This is a genomic window from Azohydromonas sediminis (genome assembly GCF_003574675.1).
GTDB classification, from domain to species: Bacteria; Pseudomonadota; Gammaproteobacteria; order Burkholderiales; family Burkholderiaceae_C; genus Calidifontimicrobium; species Calidifontimicrobium sediminis.
On record NZ_QOAZ01000002.1, the window covers coordinates 201,131 to 221,794 of the forward strand.

Genomic DNA, 20,664 nt, shown 5'->3' on the forward strand with positions numbered 1-20,664 from the left:
CCGACCCTCAGCCAGCGGCGCGGCGGGCGCGACTAGACTTGCGCCTTCGCGGCCGTCACCGAACGGTCACCGGTTCCGATCCGTTCTTCCCCAACCCTTCGCTGGAGGCTCCTCGATGAAGCTGTCGTCTGTCCGGTTCCGGGGCGTGCGCACCCGCCTGCTCACCGTCGCCGCCCTGGCGCTGGCGTCCACCGTCGCGTGGTCCCAGCAGGAGGAGAAGGTCCTCAACATCTACAACTGGTCGGACTACATCGCGCCGGACACGATCGCCAACTTCGAGAAGGAAACCGGCATCAAGGTCCGCTACGACAACTTCGACAACAACGAGATCGTCCACGCCAAGCTGGTGGCGGGCAAGACGGGCTACGACATCGTCGTGCCGTCGTCGCACTGGGCCAAGCTGCAAATCGATGGCGGCCTGCTGCAGAAGATCGACAAGAGCAAGATCCCGAACCTGAAGAACCTCGACCCGGCGGTGCAGGCCCAGCTGGCCAAGATGGACCCCGGCAACGACTACATGGTCAACTGGCTGTGGGGCTTCACGACGGTGGGCATCAACGTCGACAAGGTCAAGGCCGCGCTGGGCGGCACGCCGATGCCCGAAAACGCGTGGGACCTGATCTTCAAGCCGGAGTACGTCAGCAAGCTCAAGAGCTGCGGCGTGTCGTTCCTCGACTCGCCCACCGAGGTGGTCCCGGCGGCGCTGCACCACCTGGGCAAGTCTGCGTACAGCAAAAACGCCGCGGACTACGCCGCCGCGGCGCAACTGCTCAAGAGCGTGCGGCCTTACGTCACGCTGTTCAGCTCGTCGGGCTACATCAACGATCTGGCCAACGGCTCGATCTGCGTGGCGATGGGCTGGTCGGGCGACATCAACATTGCACGCCAGCGTGCCATCGACGGCAAGACGGGGCAGAACATCGAGGCGCTGATCCCGAAGACCGGCGGCCTGCTGTTCTTCGACGTGATGGTCATCCCGGCCGACGCGCCGCGTCCCGGCAACGCGCACAAGTTCATCGACTACATCCTGCGCCCCGAGGTCAATGCCGGCCTGGTCAACAAGGTCTTCTACGCCAACCCGGTGCCGGCGGCCAAGCAGTTCGTGCGCCCCGAGGTCGCGAACAACCCGACGGTGTTCCTGTCGCCCGCCGAAATGGCCAAGATGATTCCGCCCGAGCCGTTGAACAACGACCTGCGCCGGCTGATGACGCGCACGTTCACGACGTTCAAGACCGGACTGTGACGCCACCGCGTCGACGATACTGACTCGCGCGGCAGAGGACACCCCCTTCATGGGTCCAGAGAACAAAGACGCCACGTTCCTGCAGATCCAGGACGTGGTCAAGGACTTCGGCGGTTTCAAGGCCGTCAATCACGTCAGCCTCGACGTCGCCAAGGGCGAGATCTTCGCGCTGCTCGGTTCGTCGGGCTGCGGCAAGAGCACGCTGCTGCGCATGCTCGCCGGCTTCGAGAAGCCTACCTCGGGCCGCATCGTGCTGGCCGGTCGCGACCTCGCGACGCTGCCGCCGTACGAGCGCCCGATGAACATGATGTTCCAGAGCTACGCGCTGTTCCCGCACCTGACGGTATGGGACAACATCGCGTTCGGCCTGCGGCGCGAGGGCATGCCCAAGGCCCGCATCGCCGAGCGCGTCGAGGCGATGCTCAAGCTCGTGCAGCTCGAGCGCTTCGCGCAGCGCAAGCCGCACCAGCTCTCGGGCGGGCAGCAGCAGCGCGTCGCGCTGGCGCGCAGCCTGGCCAAGCAGCCGCAGCTGCTGCTGCTCGACGAGCCGCTGGGGGCGCTCGACAAGAAGCTGCGTGAGCAGACGCAGATCGAGCTGGTCAACATCATCGAATCCGTCGGCGTGACCTGCGTGATGGTCACGCACGACCAGGAAGAGGCGATGACGATGGCCTCGCGCATCGCGATCATGAGCGAGGGGCGCTTCCTGCAGGTCGGTGCACCGAGCGAGATCTACGAGACACCGACGAGCCGCTTCGTCGCCGATTTCATCGGCAACGTCAACCTGATGGACGGCTCGGTGATCGTCGACGAACCCGACCACGTCGTGATCGACTGCGCTGACTGCAAGCACTACGTCGGCCACGGGATCACCGGCACCAAGGGCATGGCCGTCTCGGTCGCGCTGCGGCCCGAGAAGATCCACCTGTCGCGGCGCAAGCCGGCCGACGAGTTCAACTCGGTGGCCGGCACGATCAAGGAGCTGTCGTACTTCGGCAGCTTCACCGTCTACCACGTGCAGCTCGCCAGCGGCGCGATGCTCAAGGTCAGCCTGGCCAACATCCAGCGCCACCGCGACGACGAGTTCACATGGGGCGATATGGTGTGGGCACATTGGTCACGCACGGCGCCCGTCGTGCTGACGCAGTGAGACGCCGATGAGCGCCGTCATCGACGACCCTGCAGCGGCTGCGGACGCCGGCACGAAGCCGCTGTGGGAGCGGCTGCCCCAGGCGCTGCGCGGGCGTGCCCTCGTGATCGGCACGCCCTATTTGTGGCTGCTGCTGTTCTTCATGCTGCCGTTCGTCATCGTCGCGCGCATCAGCGTGTCGCAGATGGAGGGCGTGGCCTTCGGCGACCTGGTGACGTTCCACGACGGCGTGCTGCAGCTGGTGCTGAACTTCTCGAACTACGCGTTCCTGACCCAGGACGCGCTGTACCTGCGCACCTACATCGCGAGCATCGAGTACGCGCTGGCGACGACCGTGCTGTGCCTGCTGATCGGCTACCCGTTCGCGTACTTCATGGCACGCGCGAAGCCGACGCTGCAGCCTGCGCTCGTGATGCTCGTGATGCTGCCGTTCTGGACCTCGTTCCTGCTGCGCGTCTACGCGTGGAAGGGGTTGCTCAGCGAGGGCGGGCTGGTCGCCGACTGGATCATCGGCCTCGGTCTGGACCAGCTGCTGTACCAGCTCGGGCTGATCACGTCGCCGGGGCGGCTGATGCACACGCCGTTCTCGCTCGTGCTCGGCATGACGTACACGTACCTGCCGTTCATGATCCTGCCGCTGTATGGCAACCTGGCCAAGATGGACCTGCGGCTGCTCGAGGCCGCGGCCGACCTCGGCGCCACGCCGTGGACGGCGTTCTGGACGATCACGGTGCCGCTGTCGAAGGCCGGCATCATCGCCGGCTCGATGCTGGTGTTCATCCCGTGCGTCGGCGAGTTCGTGATTCCCGAACTGCTCGGCGGCCCCGAGACGATGATGATCGGCCGCGTGCTGTGGGACGAGTTCTTCAGCAACAACGACTGGCCGATGGCCTCCAGCGTCGCCGTCGTGATCATCCTGCTCGTGATCGTGCCGCTGGCGCTGTTCAACAAGTACCAGGCCGAGGCGCAGGAGAAGCGCACGTGAGGATCGCCACCTCGCCCGCCTTCAACCGCTGGTTCGGCCGCGGCTGGCTCGCGCTCGGCTTCCTGTTCCTGTACTTGCCGATCGTCGCGCTCGTCGTCTACTCGTTCAACGACTCGCCGGTGCCCAACGTGTGGCGCGGGTTCACGCTGAAGTGGTACGAGGCGCTGCTGCGCGACAGCGAGATGCTCACCGGCCTGTGGCTGAGCCTGAAGATCGCGTTTTTGACCGCGTGCGGCTCCGTCGTGCTCGGCACGCTGGCCGCGTTCGCGCTCGTCAAGTACAAGCGCTTCACCGGGCGCACGCTGTTCTCGGGCATGGTCAACGCGCCGCTCGTGATGCCCGAGGTCGTCGTCGGGCTGTCGCTGCTGCTGATGCTGGTGTCGGTGCAGCGCGCGATCGGCTTCCCCGAACGGGGTCTGGTGACGATATGGCTTGGCCACCTGCTGCTGGGCATGGCCTATGCGGCGGTCATCATCCAGTCGCGGCTGCAGGACCTGAACCCGCAGCTCGAGGAAGCGGCGATGGACCTCGGCGCACGGCCCAGCCAGGTGTTCTGGCTCGTCACGCTGCCGATGATCGCGCAGTCGCTGGTGTCGGCGTGGCTGCTGACGTTCACGATCTCGCTCGACGACGTCGTGATCTCGGCGTTCCTGTCCGGCCCCGGTTCGACGACGATGCCGCTGGTGATCTTCTCGCGCGCGCGCCTGGGCCTGAACCCGACCGTCAACGCGATGGCCACCGTGATCGTCGTCATCGTCGCGATCGGCGTCGTGGCCGCCAGCTACCTGATCGCGCGCGCCGAGCGCCAGCGCGCGCTCGAGATGAAGGCCGCCAACCGTGCCTGAACACCCCGCCGAGCCCGACGCTTCGAACCGAACCCGTAGCCCGAGGAGAGACCCGATGAACCGCATCCGCCCCACCCTGCTCGCCCTGGCGCTCGCGGCCGCCTTCCCGGCCTGGGCGCAGACCAACGCCGAGCTGCTGAAGGAGCTTCAGGCCCTGCGCGACCGCGTCAACGAGCTCGAGAAGAAACTGCAGCAGACGCAGCCACCCGGCGGCCAGTGGGGCATGACGCCCCAGCAGGCGGCCGAGTTCAACCGCATCGCGGTCAAGACCGAGGCGCTGCAGGACAACTTCGAGGACCAGGGTTACAAGGGGCTCAAGATCACCGGCTGGGCCGAGGCAGCGTATATCTGGAACCGCAACCAAAAGCGCGCCGGCTTCCAGTTCCTGAACCAGCAGGAAGACGGCTACTACTACGACACCTCGTACATCGGCGCGGTGAACCTGACGCTGACCAAGGAGACCGACAGCGGCACGATCTGGAAGCTGTCGCTGATGCCCAACCGCAGTCCCGGCGCCGTCGTCGACACCAAGAGCATCGTCGACGAAGCCAGCGTCTCGGTGCCGCTGACCGACCTGCAGACGCGCCTGATCGCCGGCCAGATCCCCGACTGGTCGGGCTACGAGTACATGCAGCCGACGCTGAACCCGTTCATCACGCACAACCTGCTGTTCGACTTCACGCTGCCGACGACGTACACCGGCGTCGGCCTCGACCTGACGCGCGGCAAGTGGTGGATCCGCGCGATGCTGGCCAACGTCAACGAGACGATCGTCCAGGCCAAGTCGCGCGAGCCGGTGCTCGTCTACCGCGCCGACTACGAGCGCGGCGAGTTCTCGGGCTGGGGCTTCGCCGGGCTGCACGGCAAGACGGCCAACTTCAACTGCGTCGACGACGATTGCAGCAAGACGATGACGCACCTGTTCGAGGTCGACGGCTGGTACACGCGCGGCGACCTGACGCTGGGCGGCCAGATCGGTTTCGGCATGCAGAAGAAGGGCGCGATCATTCCCGACGCCGACGGCAACTTCCGCGACTCGCGCTGGTGGGGCGTCTCGGGCATGGCCGGCTGGAACTTCACGCCGCGGCTGCAGGGCCTGGTGCGCGTCGACTACCTGAACAACACGAAGAACGGCGGCGGGCTGTTCGGCTACAACGGCTACTGGACGGTCGACGGTTACGAGGGCGACTACCGCAACGGCATCGGCCCCGACGCCAACCTCGACTGCGCCGACCCGACGACCGACGGCTGCAGCCGCGGTGCGAACCGCTACGCGCTGTCGCTCGGACTGAAGTACCTGTTCAACGAGCACACGACGCTGAAGGCCGAGTACCGCCTCGACCGCGCCGACCGTCCGGTGTTCTATGACGTCGGCAGCGACAGCTACAAGAAGCTGAATCACCTGCTCGGCGCGTCGGTCGTCGTCGCGTTCTGACGTCCTCGCGGGCGCACCGCACGCGGCGCACCCGCGGCCTTGACAGCCTGGAGAACCCCATGAGCACAGCGGCCACCGACTGGCGCGCCCGCGCCGCCGACCTGCGCCCCGACGGTCGTGCCGTGATCGACGGCCGGCGCGTCGCCGCGGCCGACGGCCAGACCTTCGACAAGCATTCGCCGATCGACCACCGCCTGCTTGGGCCGGTGGCGCGCGGCCAGGCGGCCGACGTCGACGCCGCGGTGCGCAGCGCGCGCGCCGCGTTCGACGACGGCCGCTGGGCCGGGCGGCCCCCGGCGGCACGCAAGAAGGTGCTGCAGCGCTTCGCCGACAAGATCCTCGCCGCGAAGGACGAACTCGCCCTACTCGAGACGCTCGACATGGGCAAGCCGATCCAGTATTCGCTGTCGGTCGACGTGCCGGCCACTGCGCGCTGCATCGCGTGGTACGCCGAAGCCGTCGACAAGGTCTACGACGAGATCGCGCCGACCGCCCGCAGCGCGCTGGCGCTGATCACGCGCGAGCCGGTGGGCGTCGTCGGCGCGATCGTGCCGTGGAACTACCCGATGATCATGGCCGCGTGGAAGCTCGGGCCCGCGCTCGCCGCCGGCAACTCGGTCGTGCTCAAGCCGAGCGAGAAGAGCCCGTACACCGCGCTGCGGCTGGCCGAGCTCGCGCTCGAGGCCGGGCTGCCGCCCGGCGTGTTCAACGTCGTGCCGGGTTTCGGCCACGAGGCCGGCGAGGCGCTCGCGCTGCACATGGAGGTCGATGCGATCGGCTTCACCGGCAGCACGCGCACCGGCCGGCGCATGCTCGAGTACGCGAGCCGCAGCAACCTCAAGCGCGTCTACAACGAGCTCGGCGGCAAGAGCGCGTTCGTCGTGTTCGACGACTTCGCCGACCTCGAGCGCGCCGCGAAGACGGTGGCCGGCAGCATGTTCTTCAACCAGGGCGAGAGCTGCAACGCGCCGTCGCGCGTGCTCGTGCACGAATCGATCGCCGACCGCTTCGTCGAGATCGTCGCTGCCGAGGCGCCGAAGTACCGCCCGGCCGACCCGCTCGACGCGGCCACCGTGATGGGCGCGCTGGTCGACGCGACGCAACTGAACACCGTGATGGGCTACATCGACGCGGGCCTGAGCGAAGGCGCGCGCTGCGTGACCGGCGGGCGGCAGGCGCGCGCCGAGACGGGCGGCTTCTACGTCGAGCCGACGGTGTTCGACGGCGTGGCCAACTCGATGAAGATCGCGCGCGAGGAGATCTTCGGCCCGGTGATGGGCGTGATCCGCTTCGGCACCGAAGCCGAGGCGATCGCGATCGCCAACGACAGCCCCTACGGCCTGCAGGCGAGCGTCTGGAGCGACAACGTCAACCGCGCGCACCGCGTCGCGCGCGCGCTGCGCGCCGGCACCGTGCACGTCAACCAGTACGACGAGGACGACATCACGGTGCCGTTCGGCGGATACAAGCAAAGCGGCAACGGCCGCGACAAGAGCTTGCACGCGTTCGACAAGTACACCGAGCTGAAGACCACGTGGCTGCGCATCGATGCCGCCTAAGGAGACGACGATGCAGCGCTCGCGCAACGAACAGCTGATGGCGCGCAAGGCGGCGGCGACGCCGCGCGGCGTCGGCGTGATGGCGACCTTCTTCGCCGAGCGCGCGCAGGGCGCCGAGCTGTGGGACGTGGAAGGACGGCGCTACATCGACTTCGCCGGCGGCATCGCGGTGATGAACGTCGGTCACGGCCACCCGAAGGTCGTCGCCGCGGTGAAGGCACAGCTCGAGCGCTTCAGCCACACCTGCTACCAAGTCGTGCCGTACGAGAGCTACGTCGCGCTCGCCGAGAAGCTCAACCAGCTCACGCCCGGCACGCACGCGAAGAAGACGGCGTTCTTCTCGACCGGCGCCGAGGCGGTCGAGAACGCGATCAAGATCGCGCGCGCCCACACGAAGCGCAGCGGCGTGATCGCGTTCGGCGGCGCGTTCCACGGCCGCAGCCTGTTCGCGGTGTCGCTCACCGGCAAGGTGCAGCCGTACAAAGCCGGCTTCGGCCCCTTCCCGCCCGAGATCTACCACGCGCCGTTCCCGTGCCACTGCGCCAGCCTGGCCGAGACGAAGAAGGCGGTGCAGCACCTCTTCAAGGCCGACATCGAGCCGAGCCGCGTCGCGGCGATCGTGTTCGAGCCGGTGCAGGGCGAAGGCGGCTTCAACGTGATCCAGTCCGAGGCCGTGCGCTGGCTGCGCGACCTGTGCGACGAGCACGGCATCGTGCTGATCGCCGACGAGGTGCAGACCGGCTTCGGGCGCACGGGGAAGATGTTCGCGATGGAGCACTTTGGCGTCGTCCCGGACCTGATGACGATCGCCAAGTCGCTCGCCGCCGGCATGCCGCTGTCGGCCGTCACCGGCAAGGCCGAGATCATGGACGCGCCGGCGCCCGGGGGGCTGGGCGGCACCTACGCCGGCAACCCGCTGGCCATCGCCGCCGCGCACGCAGTGATCGACGTGATGGTCGAAGAGAAACTGCCCGAGCGCGGCGCGCGGCTGGGCGAGCGGCTGATGGCCGAGCTGAACGCGATGCGCAGCGCCGTGCCGCAAATCGCCGACGTGCGCGGGCTCGGCGCGATGGTGGCCGTCGAGTTCGCGCGGCCCGGCGGTGGCGAGCCCGACGCCGACTTCACGAAGCGCGTGCAGGGCGAGGGGCTGCAGCGGGGCCTGATCCTGCTGACCTGCGGCGTCAACGCCAACGTCGTGCGCTTCCTGTTCCCGCTGACGATTCCCGAGCCCGTGTTCGACGAGGCGCTGGGCATCCTGAGGGACGCGCTGCGCGCGGCTTGATGCGCCCGTGAGCGACGCCGCCGCGCTGCGCCAGCGGCTGCACGACGCCGGCGTACACACGCTGCTCGTGCAGTTCACCGACGTGCACGGCACGCCGAAGGGCAAGCTCGTGCCGCTGGCGCACCTCGCCACCGTGCTCGAAACGGGCGCCGGCTTCGCCGGCCCGTCGATCTGGGGCACCGGGCTCGCGCGCAGCGGCCCGCGCAGCGAATACATCGCGCGCGGCGAGGCTTCGACGCTGCAGCCGCTGCCGTGGCAGCCCGGGGTGGCACGCATCGTCGGCGACGGCGTCGTCGGCGGCCAGCCGTTCGACGCCTGTCCGCGCCAGGTGCTGCGGCGCGCGCTCGCGCGGCTGGCCGAGCGCGGCTGGCGGCTCGCGGTCGGCATCGAGCCCGAGTTCTTCCTGCTCAAGCGCCTGCCCGGCGGCAGCTACGCGCCGCTCGACGACCACGACCGGCTGGACAAGCCGTCGTACGACCTGAAGAGCCTCGCGCGCGCGCAGCCGCTGCTGCACGACCTGCGCAGCTGGCTCGAGGCCTGCGGGCTCGACGTCACGCAGGTCGACCACGAGGATGCGCACGGGCAGTACGAGGTCAACTTCACGCACGCCGACGCGCTCGCGAGCGCCGACCGAGTGATGCTGTTCAAGCTCGCCGCGCAGGCCGCCGCCGAGAAGCACGGTGCCGTGTTCTCGCTGATGCCCAAGCCGTTCGCCGACCAGCCCGGCAGCGGCATGCACTTCCACGTCTCGCTGTGGGCCGGCGACCATTGCCTTTTCGACGCCGACCGCGCCGGCGTCGACCTGTCGCCGCTCGGGCGCCACTTCGTCGCCGGCGTGCTCGCGCACGCGCCGGCGCTGTGTGCGCTCGCCGCGCCGACCGTCAACAGCTACAAGCGCCTCGCGGTCTACGACTCGATCACCGGCACGACGTGGGCGCCGGTGTGGGTCGCGCACGGGCCGAACAACCGCACCGCGCTCGTGCGCACGCTGCGCGGGCGCTTCGAGTGGCGGCTGCCCGACGCGAGCGCGAATCCGTACCTCGCACTGGCCGGACTGATCGCCGCCGGGCTCGACGGCGTCGACCGCGCGCTCGACCCCGGCCCCGCGTGCCACGACGACCTGTACGCGCTCGACACCGCGGGCCACGCCGAGCTCGCGCTGCCCCGGCTGCCCACCGACCTGGCCCGCGCCGTCGACGCGCTCGAGGCCGACGACGTCGTCGGCGCGGCACTCGGCGAGACGCTCGCGCGCGAGTTCGCACGCCTGAAGCGCGCCGAGTGGCAGGCGTATGCGCAGCAGGTCACGCCGTGGGAGCTCGCGCGCTACGCCGAGCGGTTCTGAGCGCCGCCGCGCCGGCGCTGCGCGCTGGCATCATCCGCGGCTTCGCCCTGCCCGTCGCATGCCCGCCTTCGCGCCCACCGCCGCCGTGCCGTGGCTCGCCTACGCGAGCCTGAGCGCCAGCATGGCGCTGGTGGGCAGCTACGTCGGGCTGTCGAAGCTGCTGCTGGCGGCGTTTCCGGTGTTCCTGCTGGCGTGGCTGCGCTTCGGCATCGCCGCCGTCGCGATGCTGCCCTGGCTGCGCCGCGAGGCGTGGGAGGCGCCGACGACACCCGCCGACCGCCGCTTGCTGTTCTGGCAGAGCTTCCTCGGCAACTTCCTGTTTTCGGTGACGATGCTGTTCGGCGTGCTGCACACCTCGGCGCTGGCCGCCGGTGTCGTGATGGCGGCGATCCCGGCGGCCGTCGCGCTGCTGTCGCGCGTGCTGCTCGGCGAGCGCCTGACCCCGCGCGTGGCCGCCGGCATCGGCTGCGCCGTGGCCGGCATCGCGCTGCTGGCCGTCGTCAAGAGCGGCGGCCACGCGGGTGCGACTGCCGCACCGTGGTGGGGCTACGCGCTGCTGCTCGCGGCGGTGTTCTGCGAGGCGGCGTACGTCGTGATCGGCAAGCGGCTGACGGGCCGCGTGTCGCCGCGGCGCATCAGCGCGCTGATCAACCTGTGGGGGCTCGCGCTCGTCACGCCGCTGGGGCTGTGGCAGGCGCTGTCGTTCGACTTCGCGGCCGTCGCGCCGCCGACCTGGGGGCTGCTCGTCTTCTACGCGCTGGCGGCGAGCATGGTCACGGTGTGGCTGTGGATGCGCGGCCTGCGCGAGGTGCCGGCCTCGCGTGCCGGCGTGTTCACGGTGTGGCTGCCGGTCAGCGCGGCGCTGATCGGCGTCGCCGTGCTCGGCGAGCCGTTCGGCGCCGGCCATGGTGTGGCCTTCGCGCTGGCGCTGGCCGGCGTCGTGCTCGCGACGTGGCCCGCGGCGGCCGGGCGCGTCAGCGCCGCGCCGCGCGGCCGTACGACTTGAAGCGCTCGATGACGGCCGCCATCTCGTCGGCGCCGAGGATCGCCGGCTCGCCGACGGCGAGCGCCTTCAGGTAGGCCTCGCACAGCGACTCGACCTCGAGCGTCACCTTCAGCGCGTGCGCGAGCGACGTGCCGCCGGCGACCAGCCCATGGTTGGCGAGCAGGCAGGCGTGGCGGTCGGCGAAGGCCTGCGCGACCGCGTGCGACAGCGCCTCGGTGCCGAACAGGTGGTACGGCACGCAGGGCACGTCGCAGCCGCCGGCCACCGCGACCATGTAGTGGAACGCCGGCAACGGCCGGCGCAGGCACGCCAGCGCCGTCGCGTGCACCGAGTGCACGTGGACGACGGCGTGCAGGTCGGCGCGCGCGGCGTAGACGGCGCGATGGAACGGCGCCTCCGACGACGGCTGCCAGCGCCCGTCGACGCGGCCGTCGTCGCCGAGCCAGACGAGGTCGTCGACCGTGAGCCCGTCGGCACCCATGCCGGTGGGCGTGATCCAGCAGCCGCACGCACCGTCGCGCTGCGCGCGCACGCTGACGTTGCCGGTGCTGCCGCGGTTGAGCCCGAGCGCATCGAGCCGGCGCACCGTCTCGACGACGGCCGTGCGCGGGTCCGCGGCGGCATCAGCCATCGAGGCCCTCGCCCAGCGACGCGATGTCGGCCGCGGTGGCCGGCACGACGCCGCGCTCGGTGATCAGTGCCGTGACCAGCCGCGCCGGCGTGACGTCGAACGCCGGGTTGGCCGCCGCGCAGCCGTCGGGCACGAGCTGCACCTCGACGACGCGGCCGTCGGCGGCGCGCCCGGCCAGGTGCGTGACTTCGCGGGCGCTGCGCTCCTCGATCGGGATCTGCGCAACACCGTCGTCGATGCGCGCATCGAGCGTCGACAGCGGCATCGCGACCCAGAATGGCACGCCGTTGTCGTGCGCGGCGAGCGCCTTCAGGTAGGTGCCGATCTTGTTGGCCACGTCGCCGCGTGCGCTGACGCGGTCGCAGCCGACGATGACCGCATCGACGCGGCCGTGCTGCATCAGGTGGCCGCCCGCGTTGTCGGCGATCACGGTGTGCGCGATGCCCTGCTGGCCGAGCTCCCACGCCGTCAGGCTCGCGCCCTGGTTGCGCGGGCGCGTCTCGTCGACCCACACGTGCACGTCCAGCCCCGCGGCCTGCGCCTTGTAGACCGGCGCGAGCGCGGTGCCCCAGTCGACGGTGGCCAGCCAGCCGGCGTTGCAGTGCGTCAGCACGTTCAGCCGCCGGCCGTCGCGCGGCGCCAGGCCGCGCAGCAGCGCGAGCCCGTGGGTGCCGATCGCCTCGTTGACGGCGACGTCGTCGTCGGCGATCGCGTCGGCCTCGTCCCACGCGGCCGCGGCGCGCGCCTGCGGCGGCAGCGCGGCCAGCCGGCGCTGCATGCGCTCGAGCGCCCAGCGCAGGTTGACCGCGGTGGGCCGCGTGGCCCCGAGGCGCCGCACCGCGTCGGCCAGCGCCGCGTCGCCGGCATCGGCGTTCATCGCCAGCGCGACGCCGTAGGCGGCGGTGGCGCCGATCAGCGGCGCGCCGCGCACCACCATGTCGCGGATCGCGTGCTCGACGTCGGCCGGCGTCGTCAGGCGCTCGACGGCGAACGCGTGCGGCAGCAGGCGCTGGTCGATCACGTGCAGCGCATCGCGCGCCTGGGCCGGCCACAGGCTGCGGTGCTGGCGCCCGTCGACCCTCACGCCGGCACCTCCGCCACCGTCTCGAGCGCCTGCCGCGCCCGCCGCCACACGGCTTCGGGCGTCTCGCGGCGCAGCCGGTGATCGCTCCAGACCTGGCGCCAGCGCCGCGCGCCGGGCACGCCGTTCATCAGCCCGAGCATGTGCCGCGCGACGTGCGGCCACGGCACGCCGGCGGCCGCCTGGCGCGTCATGTACTCGACCATCTGCCGCTCGACCGCGTCGCGGTCGGCCGGCGCCGGTCCTGCTTCGCCGAAGAAGCGCGCGTCCCAGCCGGCCAGCCGCCACGGGTGGTGGTAGGCCTCGCGCCCGACCATCACGCCGTCGACGTGCTGCAGGTGCGCCTCGATCTGCGCGTCGTCGGTGACGCCGCCGTTGAGCACGATCGTCAGCGCCGGGAAGTCGCGCTTGAGGCGGTACACCACCTCGTAGCGCAGCGGTGGCACCTCGCGGTTCTGCTTCGGGCTCAGCCCCTGCAGCCAGGCGTTGCGCGCGTGGACGATGAAGACGGCGCAGCCGGCGTCGGCGACGGTGCCGACGAAGTCGCGCACGAAGTCGTAGCTCTCGACGCGGTCGATGCCGATGCGGTGCTTGACCGTGACCGGCAGGTCGCATGCGTCGCGCATCGCACGCACGCCCTGCGCGACGAGCGCCGGCTCGGCCATCAGGCAGGCGCCGAAGGCGCCGTGCTGCACGCGCTCGCTCGGGCAGCCGCAGTTGAGGTTGACCTCGTCGTAGCCCCAGCGCTGCGCCAGCCGCGCGCCGTGCGCGAGCTCGGCCGGATCACTGCCGCCGAGCTGCAGGGCGACGGGGTGTTCGATCGGATCGAAGTCGAGGTGGCGCGCGACGTCGCCGTGGACCAGCGCGCCGGTCGTGACCATCTCGGTGTATAGGCGCGTGCGCCGTGTCAGCAGCCGGTGGAAGTGACGGCAGTGGCGGTCGGTCCACTCCATCATCGGCGCGACGGCGAGGCGCCAGGGGCTGGGGGCGGCAGGCATCGGGGGCGTCGGCGGGCAGCGGCCGACGCGGGGCGGTCGGCGCCGTGGATTGTCCGTCAGCGGCGCCCGGGCGCCCGGGCGTCCGGAGACGCTTTGACGTCCGCGTCCCGCTTGGGGATAATAATTAGTTTGTTGCAGCGGCAAGAGTGACAGCAGCACCTCCGGCCCCGGCCACCCGCGACACGGGTATCCCATCGGCCAACCTCCCCGCAAGGGCTGCCCCTCAGGACGTTCACGCGATCTTGCCTGCCCGACGCACGCCCTCATGTATCGGCCATCGGTCCGCCGGGCCGGCCGGCGCGATCGCGCCGCCGCCCCGGCGCGCCCGCTGCCGCCCGATGCCGTTGGCCGCCGCGCGGGCCCGCCCTGACCTTCCCCGACGAGGAATCGCATGACCGCGAAGAAATCCGCATCCGCCGCCAAGACCACGACCCAAGCCGCCCCGAAGGCGGCGACGAAGACTGCGCCGAAGGAGGCCGTGAAGGGCACGGCCAAGACCGCGACCCCCACGGCCAAGGGCGCCGCCAAGACGGCGGCGACCGCGGCACCGGCGGCCGGCAAGTCGCCCGCCCCGTCCCCGGCGGCCAAGGCCACGGCCGGTGCGAAGCCCGCCGGCAAGGCAGCGGCCCCCGTCACCGCCAAGGCGGCGACCAAGGCGCCTGCCGGCAAGCCGGCCAAGGCCGCCGAAGCGACCAAGACCGGCCGCAAGGGCAAGGCCGACGACGCCAAGGCCAAGGACAAGGAACTCGCGCTCGCCGAGGAGGACTTCGCCGACGTCGATGCCGAACTCGACACCGAAGCCGACGTCGACGCCGAGGCGCAGGTGGCCGACGAGGCCGACAAGGCCGAGAAGGCCAAGCCGCTGCGCATGAAGGTCAGCCGCGCGAAGGAGCGCGCGCTGATGCGCGAGTTCGGCCTCGACGAGACGCAGCTCACCGAGGAGGAAGTCGCCAAGCGCCGCCAGGAGCTCAAGACGCTGATCAAGATGGGCAAGACGCGCGGCTTCCTGACGCACCAGGAAATCAGCGACCACCTGCCCGAGAAGCTCGTCGACAACGAGATCCTCGAAGCCATCGTCTCGATGCTCAACGACATGGGCATCGCGGTCTACGAGCAGGCGCCCGACGCGGCCACGCTGCTGATCGCCGGCGCCAGCACCAGCACGGCCACCGACGAGGAAGCCGAGGAGGCGGCCGAGGCCGCGCTGTCGACCGTCGACAGCGAGTTCGGCCGCACGACCGACCCGGTGCGCATGTACATGCGCGAGATGGGCACCGTCGAACTGCTCACCCGCGAGGGCGAGATCGAGATCGCCAAGCGCATCGAGGGCGGCCTGCAGGCGATGATGCTGGCCATCAGCGCGAGCCCGACGACGATCGCCGAGATCCTCGCGATGGCCGACCGCATCGAGGCCGGCGAGATGCAGATCTCCGACGTCGTCGACGGCTTCGTCAGCGACGACGAGGCCGACGACTACGTCGCCGAGGAAGACTTCGACGAGTTCGACGAAGAGGAAGACGACGACGGCGCCGGCGGCAGCAAGGCGCTGACGAAGAAACTCGAGGAACTCAAGACCCAGGCGCTCGAGAAGTTCGCGGTGCTGCGCTCGCACTTCGACAAGATGCGCAAGGCGTACGAGAAGGACGGCTACAAGTCGCCGGCGTACAACAAGGCGCAGCAGGCCATCAGCGACGAGCTGATGACGATCCGCTTCACGGTCAAGACGATCGAGAAGCTGTGCGACATCCTGCGCTCGCAGGTCGACGACGTGCGCCGCTACGAGCGCGAGATCCGCAAGATCGTCGTCGACAAGTGCGGCATGCCGCAGGAGCACTTCATCAAGACCTTCCCGCCCAACGCGCTGAACCTGAAGTGGGCCGAGAAGGAAGCCGCTGCCGGCAAGCCCTACAGCGCCGTGCTCGCGCGCAACCTGCCTGCGGTGCAGGAGCTGCAGCAGAAGCTGATCGACATCCAGGCCAAGGCCGTCGTGCCGCTCGAGGATCTCAAGGAGATCAACAAGCGCATGAACGAGGGCGAGAAGGCCAGCCGCGACGCGAAGAAAGAGATGATCGAGGCCAACCTGCGCCTGGTGATCTCGATCGCGAAGAAGTACACCAACCGCGGGCTGCAGTTCCTCGACCTGATCCAGGAAGGCAACATCGGCCTGATGAAGGCGGTCGACAAGTTCGAATACCGCCGCGGCTACAAGTTCTCGACCTACGCCACCTGGTGGATCCGCCAGGCGATCACGCGCTCGATCGCCGACCAGGCGCGCACGATCCGCATCCCGGTGCACATGATCGAGACGATCAACAAGATGAACCGCATCAGCCGCCAGCACCTGCAGGAGTTCGGCTACGAGCCCGACGCGCCGACGCTGGCCGAGAAGATGGAGATGCCCGAGGACAAGGTGCGCAAGATCATGAAGATCGCCAAGGAGCCGATCTCGATGGAGACACCGATCGGCGACGACGACGACTCGCACCTGGGCGACTTCATCGAGGACACGAACAGCGTCGCGCCGGTCGACGCGGCGATGCAGGCCGGCCTGCGCGAGGTCGTCAAGGAGATCCTCGACTCGCTGACGCCGCGCGAGGCCAAGGTGCTGCGCATGCGCTTCGGCATCGAGATGAGCACCGACCACACGCTCGAGGAAGTCGGCAAGCAGTTCGACGTCACGCGCGAGCGCATCCGCCAGATCGAGGCCAAGGCGATCCGCAAGCTCAAGCACCCGAGCCGCAGCGACAAGCTGCGCACCTACCTCGACAACCTCTGACCGGCTCGCGCGGCACACCGGCCGGCGCGCCCATCGCGGGCACGCCGGCCCGCCGCCGCCCCGATCTGTAACCGTCGTGTGACAAGGCCCGGCTGCGCCGGGCCTTTTGCCATGACCGGCCGGTACACTCGGCGCGCCATGACGCGCATCCTCGAACGCACCGTGATGTTCGCCGACCTGCGCGGCAGCACCGGGCTGTACGAGACGCTCGGCAACGCCGAGGCGACGTCGGTCGTCACGCACACGGTGGGCGCGCTGTGCAGCACCGTCGCGGCGCACGGCGGACACGTCGTCAAGACGCTCGGCGACGGGCTGATGGCGGTGTTCGACCGCCCGCAGCAGGCGCTCGACGCGGCCGATGCGATGCACGACACGCTCGCCCGCCTGGTGTCGCGCGGTGGCGAACGCGGCGCGTCGTCGGGGCTGCGCGGGCTGCGGCTGCAAGTCGGCATGGCGCGCGGCGAGGTCGTCGAGATGGCCGGCGACTGCTACGGCGACGCCGTCAACGTCGCCGCGCGCCTGCTCGAGCACGCCGGCGACAACGAGACGCTCGTCACCGCCGAGGTCCTGCAGGGATTCGCCGGCGAGCACCGCCGGCGCTTCCGCGACCTCGACCGCATCCGGCTGCGCGGCCGTGCCGAGCCGGTGCAGGTGCACCTGCTGAGCAAGACCGGCCCGCCCGACGAGCAGACGACGCAGTTCGGCGACGTGCCGCCGCCCGAGGAGCCCCAGGGGCTGCGCCTGACCTGGCTCGACCACTGCCGCGAATTCGACCTGCACGAGCTGCCCGTCGTGCTCGGCCGCAGCCCGCAGGCGAGCTTCTGCGTCGACGACTCGCGCGTGTCGCGCTCGCACGCGCGCATCGACTGGCACAGCGGCGCGTTCCAGCTCACCGACCTGAGCTTCAACGGCACCTACGTGCGCTTCGGCACCGAAACCGAGGTGCTGTCGCTGCGCCGCGGCACCTGCGCGCTGCACGGCAGCGGCGTCATCGGGCTCGGGGCCTCGCCGCTGGACGTGAGCCCCACGATCGTGCGCTTCGAGGTGCTGCGCCCGCACGCGACGACACCGTCGAGTGCCGCCGGCCGGCCGTCGGTGCGCGCCTGAGCGTTCCGTGCCGTCGCTGCCGACCCTCGAACCGATGCCGGCGCGCGCGCCGCTGCTGCACCGTCAGGAAGTCGCCCGCCTGCGTGCGCTCGAGGCGCTGGCCATCCTCGACACCGCCCCCGAGCCCGCCTTCGACGCCCTCGTGCGTGCCGCCGCCCACGCCGCCGGCGCCGGCGGCGCGCGGCTGCACCTCGTCACGGCGCAGCACGTGTGGCCGAAGGCCGCCCACGGTCCGCTCGCCGTCACCGTCGCGCGCGCCGGCAGCGCGTGCGCCGACGTCGTCGCCGCGGAGGCCGCACGCCTGCTCGCGGCCACGACGCCCGCGGCCAGCGGGCTGCCCGGCGTGCACGCCTACGCCGGCGTGCCGGTGCACGTCGACGCACTGCCGGTGGGCACGCTGTGCGCCATCGACACGGTGCCGCGCCCCGACTGGGGGGACGACACGCTGGCGCACCTGCGCGACCTGGCCCGCGTCGCCTCGGCACTGCTCGAGGCGCGGCGCCGCGAACAGCAGAGCCAGCTGCGCCAGCAGCGCGTGCGCGACGCCAGCCGCGCCGGCTCCGACTGGCTGTGGGAGACCGACGCCGACGGCCGCATCGTGTGGGTCTCCGACGACGTCACGACGCACCTCGGGCTCGACGCCGACGCGCTGCTCGGCGTGCCGCTGGCCGAGCTGCACCGCCCGCGTGGCGACGAGACCGCCGCGCAGTGGCACGCCTTCGCCGCCGCGTGGCGCGAGCGCTGCGCCTTCGACGACGCGATCGGCGACACCGACACGCCACGCGGGCGCGTCAGCGTCGCGTTCGGCGGCGTGCCGGTGTTCGACTTCGGTGGCCACTTCAGCGGCTACCGCGGTGCCGGCCGCGTCGTCACCGACGAGCTCGTGGCGCAGCTCGCCGCCCGCCGCGCCGAGGCGCTGCTGCGCGACACGCTCGATGGCCTGCCGGCCGGCGTGGCCGTCAGCGACGCCGCCGGGCGCGTCGTGCTCGCCAACCGCGCGTGGTACGCGCAGCTCGGTGACTCGAACACGCCGCCCGGCCCGCTGACGTGGCCGTCGCTGGTGCGCCACTTCGCGTACCAGGGGCACTACCCCGACGCGGTGGGCCGCGAGGAGGAGTTCATCGCGTGGCGGCTGGGCCTGGACGCCGAGCAGCCCACGCCGCGCGAGCTGCGCTGGCGCAACGGCTGGGGGCTCGTGATCGACCAGCGGCTGCCCAGCGGCCACGTCGTGCACCTGTCGGTCGACCAGACCGCGCAGAAGAACGCCGAGCGCGCGCTCGCGGCGCTGCAGCGGCGCCAGCTCGAGTCCGACGCGCAGCTCAGCGCGGTCCTCGCCGCGGTGCCCGACCTGTGGTTCGTCATCGACGCGCAGGGTCGCTACGCGCGCGTCAGCTCGCCGCGCCACCCGTCGCTGATGCGCCCGTTCGAGGACCTCGTCGGACGCCCGTTCGAGGACGGCCTGCCGCCGGCGGTGGCTGCGCTGGCCACCGAGGCGATGCAGCGCGCGCGCACGCTCGGGCGCGTGCAGCGCTTCGAGTACACGCTGACGACGGCCGACGGCCAGGAGCGCCACTTCGAGGCGCGGGTGTCGCCGATGCCCGGCGGCGAGCTGCTGCACCTGACGCGCGACCTGACCGAGCTGCGCAGCCTCGAACGCGACGTGCTGCTGATGCAGCGCGTGTTCGAATCGCCGGCGTCGCTTCCGATCATGATCGCCGACGCGCAGCATGGGGCACCGGCGCTGGTCTACGTCAACACCGCGTTCGAGCAGCTCGGCGGCTGGCGTCGCGACGAGGTCATCGGCCGCCCGTTCGACTTCTTCGCCGCCCCCGACGCCCCCGGCCGTGCGCTGCTGACCGAGGCGCTGCGCTGTCGCGGCGACGCCACCGTCATCGTCGACGGGTGTCGGCGCGACGGCAGCCGCTTCGTCAACGAGCTGACGATCGTCGCCGCGCGCGACGCCGCCGGCCGCACGACGCACCTGATCGGCCTGCTGCACGACCTCAGCGAGCGTCAGCAGGCCGAGAAGGCGCGCCAGGAGAAGCTCGTCGCCGAGATGGCCAGCCGCAGCAAGACCGAGTTCATGTCGCGCATGAGCCACGAGATGCGCACGCCGCTGAACGCGATCATCGGCTTCGCGCAGCTGCTGCGGCTGGGCTCGGGGGCGCGGCTCGACCACGTCGACCACATCCTCGACGCCGGGCGCCACCTGCTGACGCTGGTCAACGACGTGCTCGACCTGCAGCGCGTCGAGGCCGGCGAGCTCGCGCTGCAGCTGCGCCCGGTGGCGCTGAGCCCACTGATCGACGAGTGCCTGACGATGCTCGGCCCCCTGGCCGACGCGCGCGCCGTGCACCAGCGCCGCGACCCCGACGCCGCGCCGCTGCACGCGCTGGCCGACGCGCAGCGCCTGCGCCAGGTGCTGCTCAACATCGGCTCGAACGCGGTCAAGTACAACCGCCCCGCCGGTCGCGTCGAATGGTCCGTCGCCGCCGGCGAGGCCGGCCGCGTCGTCGTCACGATCGCCGACACCGGCGCCGGCATGACGCCCGACCAGCTCGCGCGCCTGTTCCAGCCGTTCGAGCGCCTCGGGCGCGAGACCTCGACGATCGAGGGCACCGGGCTCGGGCTCGTCATCGCACGGCGCCTGGTCGAGGCGATGCACGGCCGCCTGACGCTCGCCAGCGAGCCCGGCGCCGGCACGCAGGTGCGCATCGAGCTGCCGGCGGCCGCCGCGCCGGCCGAGGTCGAGGCGCTGCCGGCCACGCCGTCGCGCCCGCTGCCGCTCTCGCCGGCGCCGCTGCGGCTGCTGTACGTCGAGGACAACCGCATCAACGCGCTGCTGTTCGAGGAGGCGCTGCGCCGCCACACCGAGTTCGAGCTGCGCGTGGCCGAGGACGGCCGCGAGGCGCTCGAGCTCGTCGGCCAGTGGTGCCCCGACGTGCTCGTGCTCGACGCGAACCTGCCCGGCGCCAGCGGCCACGAGGTGCTGCGCCGCCTGCGCGAGCACCCGCCGCTGGCCGATGCGCCGGCGTTCATGTGCTCGGCCGACGCGATGCCCGAGGACGTGCAGCGTGCCCTCGCCGCGGGCTTCCGCGGCTACTGGACCAAGCCACTGGACATCGACGCCGTACTCGACGAGCTGCACGCGCTGCGCGCACAGCTGCTCGGCCCGCGCTGACGCGCCGGCCCCGCGCAGCCCCTGCCGGCCGGCGCCGGGCGCG

Annotated in this window: 15 protein-coding genes; 12 read left to right on the top strand and 3 right to left on the bottom strand. The window is 71.1% G+C overall.

Going from position 1 to position 20,664, the window contains the following annotated elements:
• Positions 1-115 precede the first annotated feature (115 nt).
• The 9 genes from DRV96_RS02480 to DRV96_RS02520 are packed head-to-tail and all read left to right on the top strand — an operon-like array spanning position 116 to position 10,847.
• Positions 116-1,243, top strand: coding sequence for a polyamine ABC transporter substrate-binding protein (locus DRV96_RS02480; protein ID WP_119287316.1), 1,128 nt, complete (start codon positions 116-118; stop codon positions 1,241-1,243).
• Between the two features lie 49 nt (positions 1,244-1,292).
• On the top strand, positions 1,293-2,393 hold the full coding sequence (locus DRV96_RS02485) for an ABC transporter ATP-binding protein (RefSeq protein WP_119287318.1): 1,101 nt from the start codon (positions 1,293-1,295) through the stop codon (positions 2,391-2,393).
• 7 nt (positions 2,394-2,400) lie between these two features.
• The gene (locus tag DRV96_RS02490) at positions 2,401-3,378 is read left to right on the top strand and encodes an ABC transporter permease subunit (RefSeq protein ID WP_119287320.1); all 978 of its coding nucleotides are present in this window, start codon (positions 2,401-2,403) and stop codon (positions 3,376-3,378) included.
• Positions 3,379-3,380: 2 nt separating this feature from the next.
• Entirely contained in the window at positions 3,381-4,223 is an 843-nt protein-coding gene (locus DRV96_RS02495) for an ABC transporter permease (RefSeq protein WP_119287477.1), read from the top strand.
• A 55-nt stretch (positions 4,224-4,278) separates the two neighbouring features.
• On the top strand, positions 4,279-5,658 hold the full coding sequence (locus tag DRV96_RS02500) for a DUF3138 family protein (protein WP_119287322.1): 1,380 nt from the start codon (positions 4,279-4,281) through the stop codon (positions 5,656-5,658).
• A 59-nt stretch (positions 5,659-5,717) separates the two neighbouring features.
• The gene (locus tag DRV96_RS02505; RefSeq protein ID WP_119287324.1) at positions 5,718-7,217 is read left to right on the top strand and encodes an aldehyde dehydrogenase; all 1,500 of its coding nucleotides are present in this window, start codon (positions 5,718-5,720) and stop codon (positions 7,215-7,217) included.
• 10 nt (positions 7,218-7,227) lie between these two features.
• Positions 7,228-8,499, top strand: coding sequence for a 4-aminobutyrate--2-oxoglutarate transaminase (gene gabT, locus DRV96_RS02510; RefSeq protein WP_119287327.1), 1,272 nt, complete (start codon positions 7,228-7,230; stop codon positions 8,497-8,499).
• A gap of 7 nt (positions 8,500-8,506) precedes the next feature.
• Positions 8,507-9,841, top strand: a complete 1,335-nt coding sequence (gene glnT, locus DRV96_RS02515) for a type III glutamate--ammonia ligase (protein WP_119287329.1) — start codon at positions 8,507-8,509, stop codon at positions 9,839-9,841.
• Positions 9,842-9,899: 58 nt separating this feature from the next.
• Complete coding sequence (locus DRV96_RS02520) at positions 9,900-10,847, top strand: DMT family transporter (protein WP_119287332.1); 948 nt, start codon at positions 9,900-9,902, stop codon at positions 10,845-10,847.
• On the opposite strand, the gene DRV96_RS02525 is transcribed toward DRV96_RS02520, so the two are convergent.
• The 3 genes from DRV96_RS02525 to dusA are packed head-to-tail and all read right to left on the bottom strand — an operon-like array spanning position 10,816 to position 13,557.
• Positions 10,816-11,478, bottom strand: a complete 663-nt coding sequence (locus tag DRV96_RS02525) for a class II aldolase/adducin family protein (RefSeq protein WP_119287334.1) — start codon at positions 11,476-11,478, stop codon at positions 10,816-10,818. The genes DRV96_RS02520 and DRV96_RS02525 overlap by 32 nt on opposite strands.
• Entirely contained in the window at positions 11,471-12,562 is a 1,092-nt protein-coding gene (gene mtnA / locus DRV96_RS02530) for an S-methyl-5-thioribose-1-phosphate isomerase (RefSeq protein ID WP_119287337.1), read from the bottom strand. The genes DRV96_RS02525 and mtnA overlap by 8 nt, the downstream gene beginning before the upstream one ends.
• Positions 12,559-13,557, bottom strand: coding sequence for a tRNA dihydrouridine(20/20a) synthase DusA (dusA, locus tag DRV96_RS02535; RefSeq protein ID WP_119287339.1), 999 nt, complete (start codon positions 13,555-13,557; stop codon positions 12,559-12,561). Before dusA ends, mtnA begins: the two co-directional genes overlap by 4 nt.
• Positions 13,558-13,948: 391 nt before the next feature.
• Between dusA and rpoD the strand changes: the two genes are divergently transcribed.
• The 3 genes from rpoD to DRV96_RS02550 all read left to right on the top strand — a co-directional run bounded on the left by rpoD (position 13,949) and on the right by DRV96_RS02550 (position 20,621).
• The gene (rpoD, locus tag DRV96_RS02540; protein ID WP_119287341.1) at positions 13,949-16,333 is read left to right on the top strand and encodes an RNA polymerase sigma factor RpoD; all 2,385 of its coding nucleotides are present in this window, start codon (positions 13,949-13,951) and stop codon (positions 16,331-16,333) included.
• A 138-nt stretch (positions 16,334-16,471) separates the two neighbouring features.
• Positions 16,472-17,440 carry an adenylate/guanylate cyclase domain-containing protein gene (locus DRV96_RS02545; protein ID WP_119287343.1) on the top strand — a complete coding sequence of 323 codons (969 nt, stop codon included), beginning with the start codon at positions 16,472-16,474 and terminating at the stop codon, positions 17,438-17,440.
• A 7-nt stretch (positions 17,441-17,447) separates the two neighbouring features.
• Entirely contained in the window at positions 17,448-20,621 is a 3,174-nt protein-coding gene (locus DRV96_RS02550; RefSeq protein WP_162910923.1) for a hybrid sensor histidine kinase/response regulator, read from the top strand.
• The last annotated feature ends 43 nt before the right edge of the window (positions 20,622-20,664 follow it).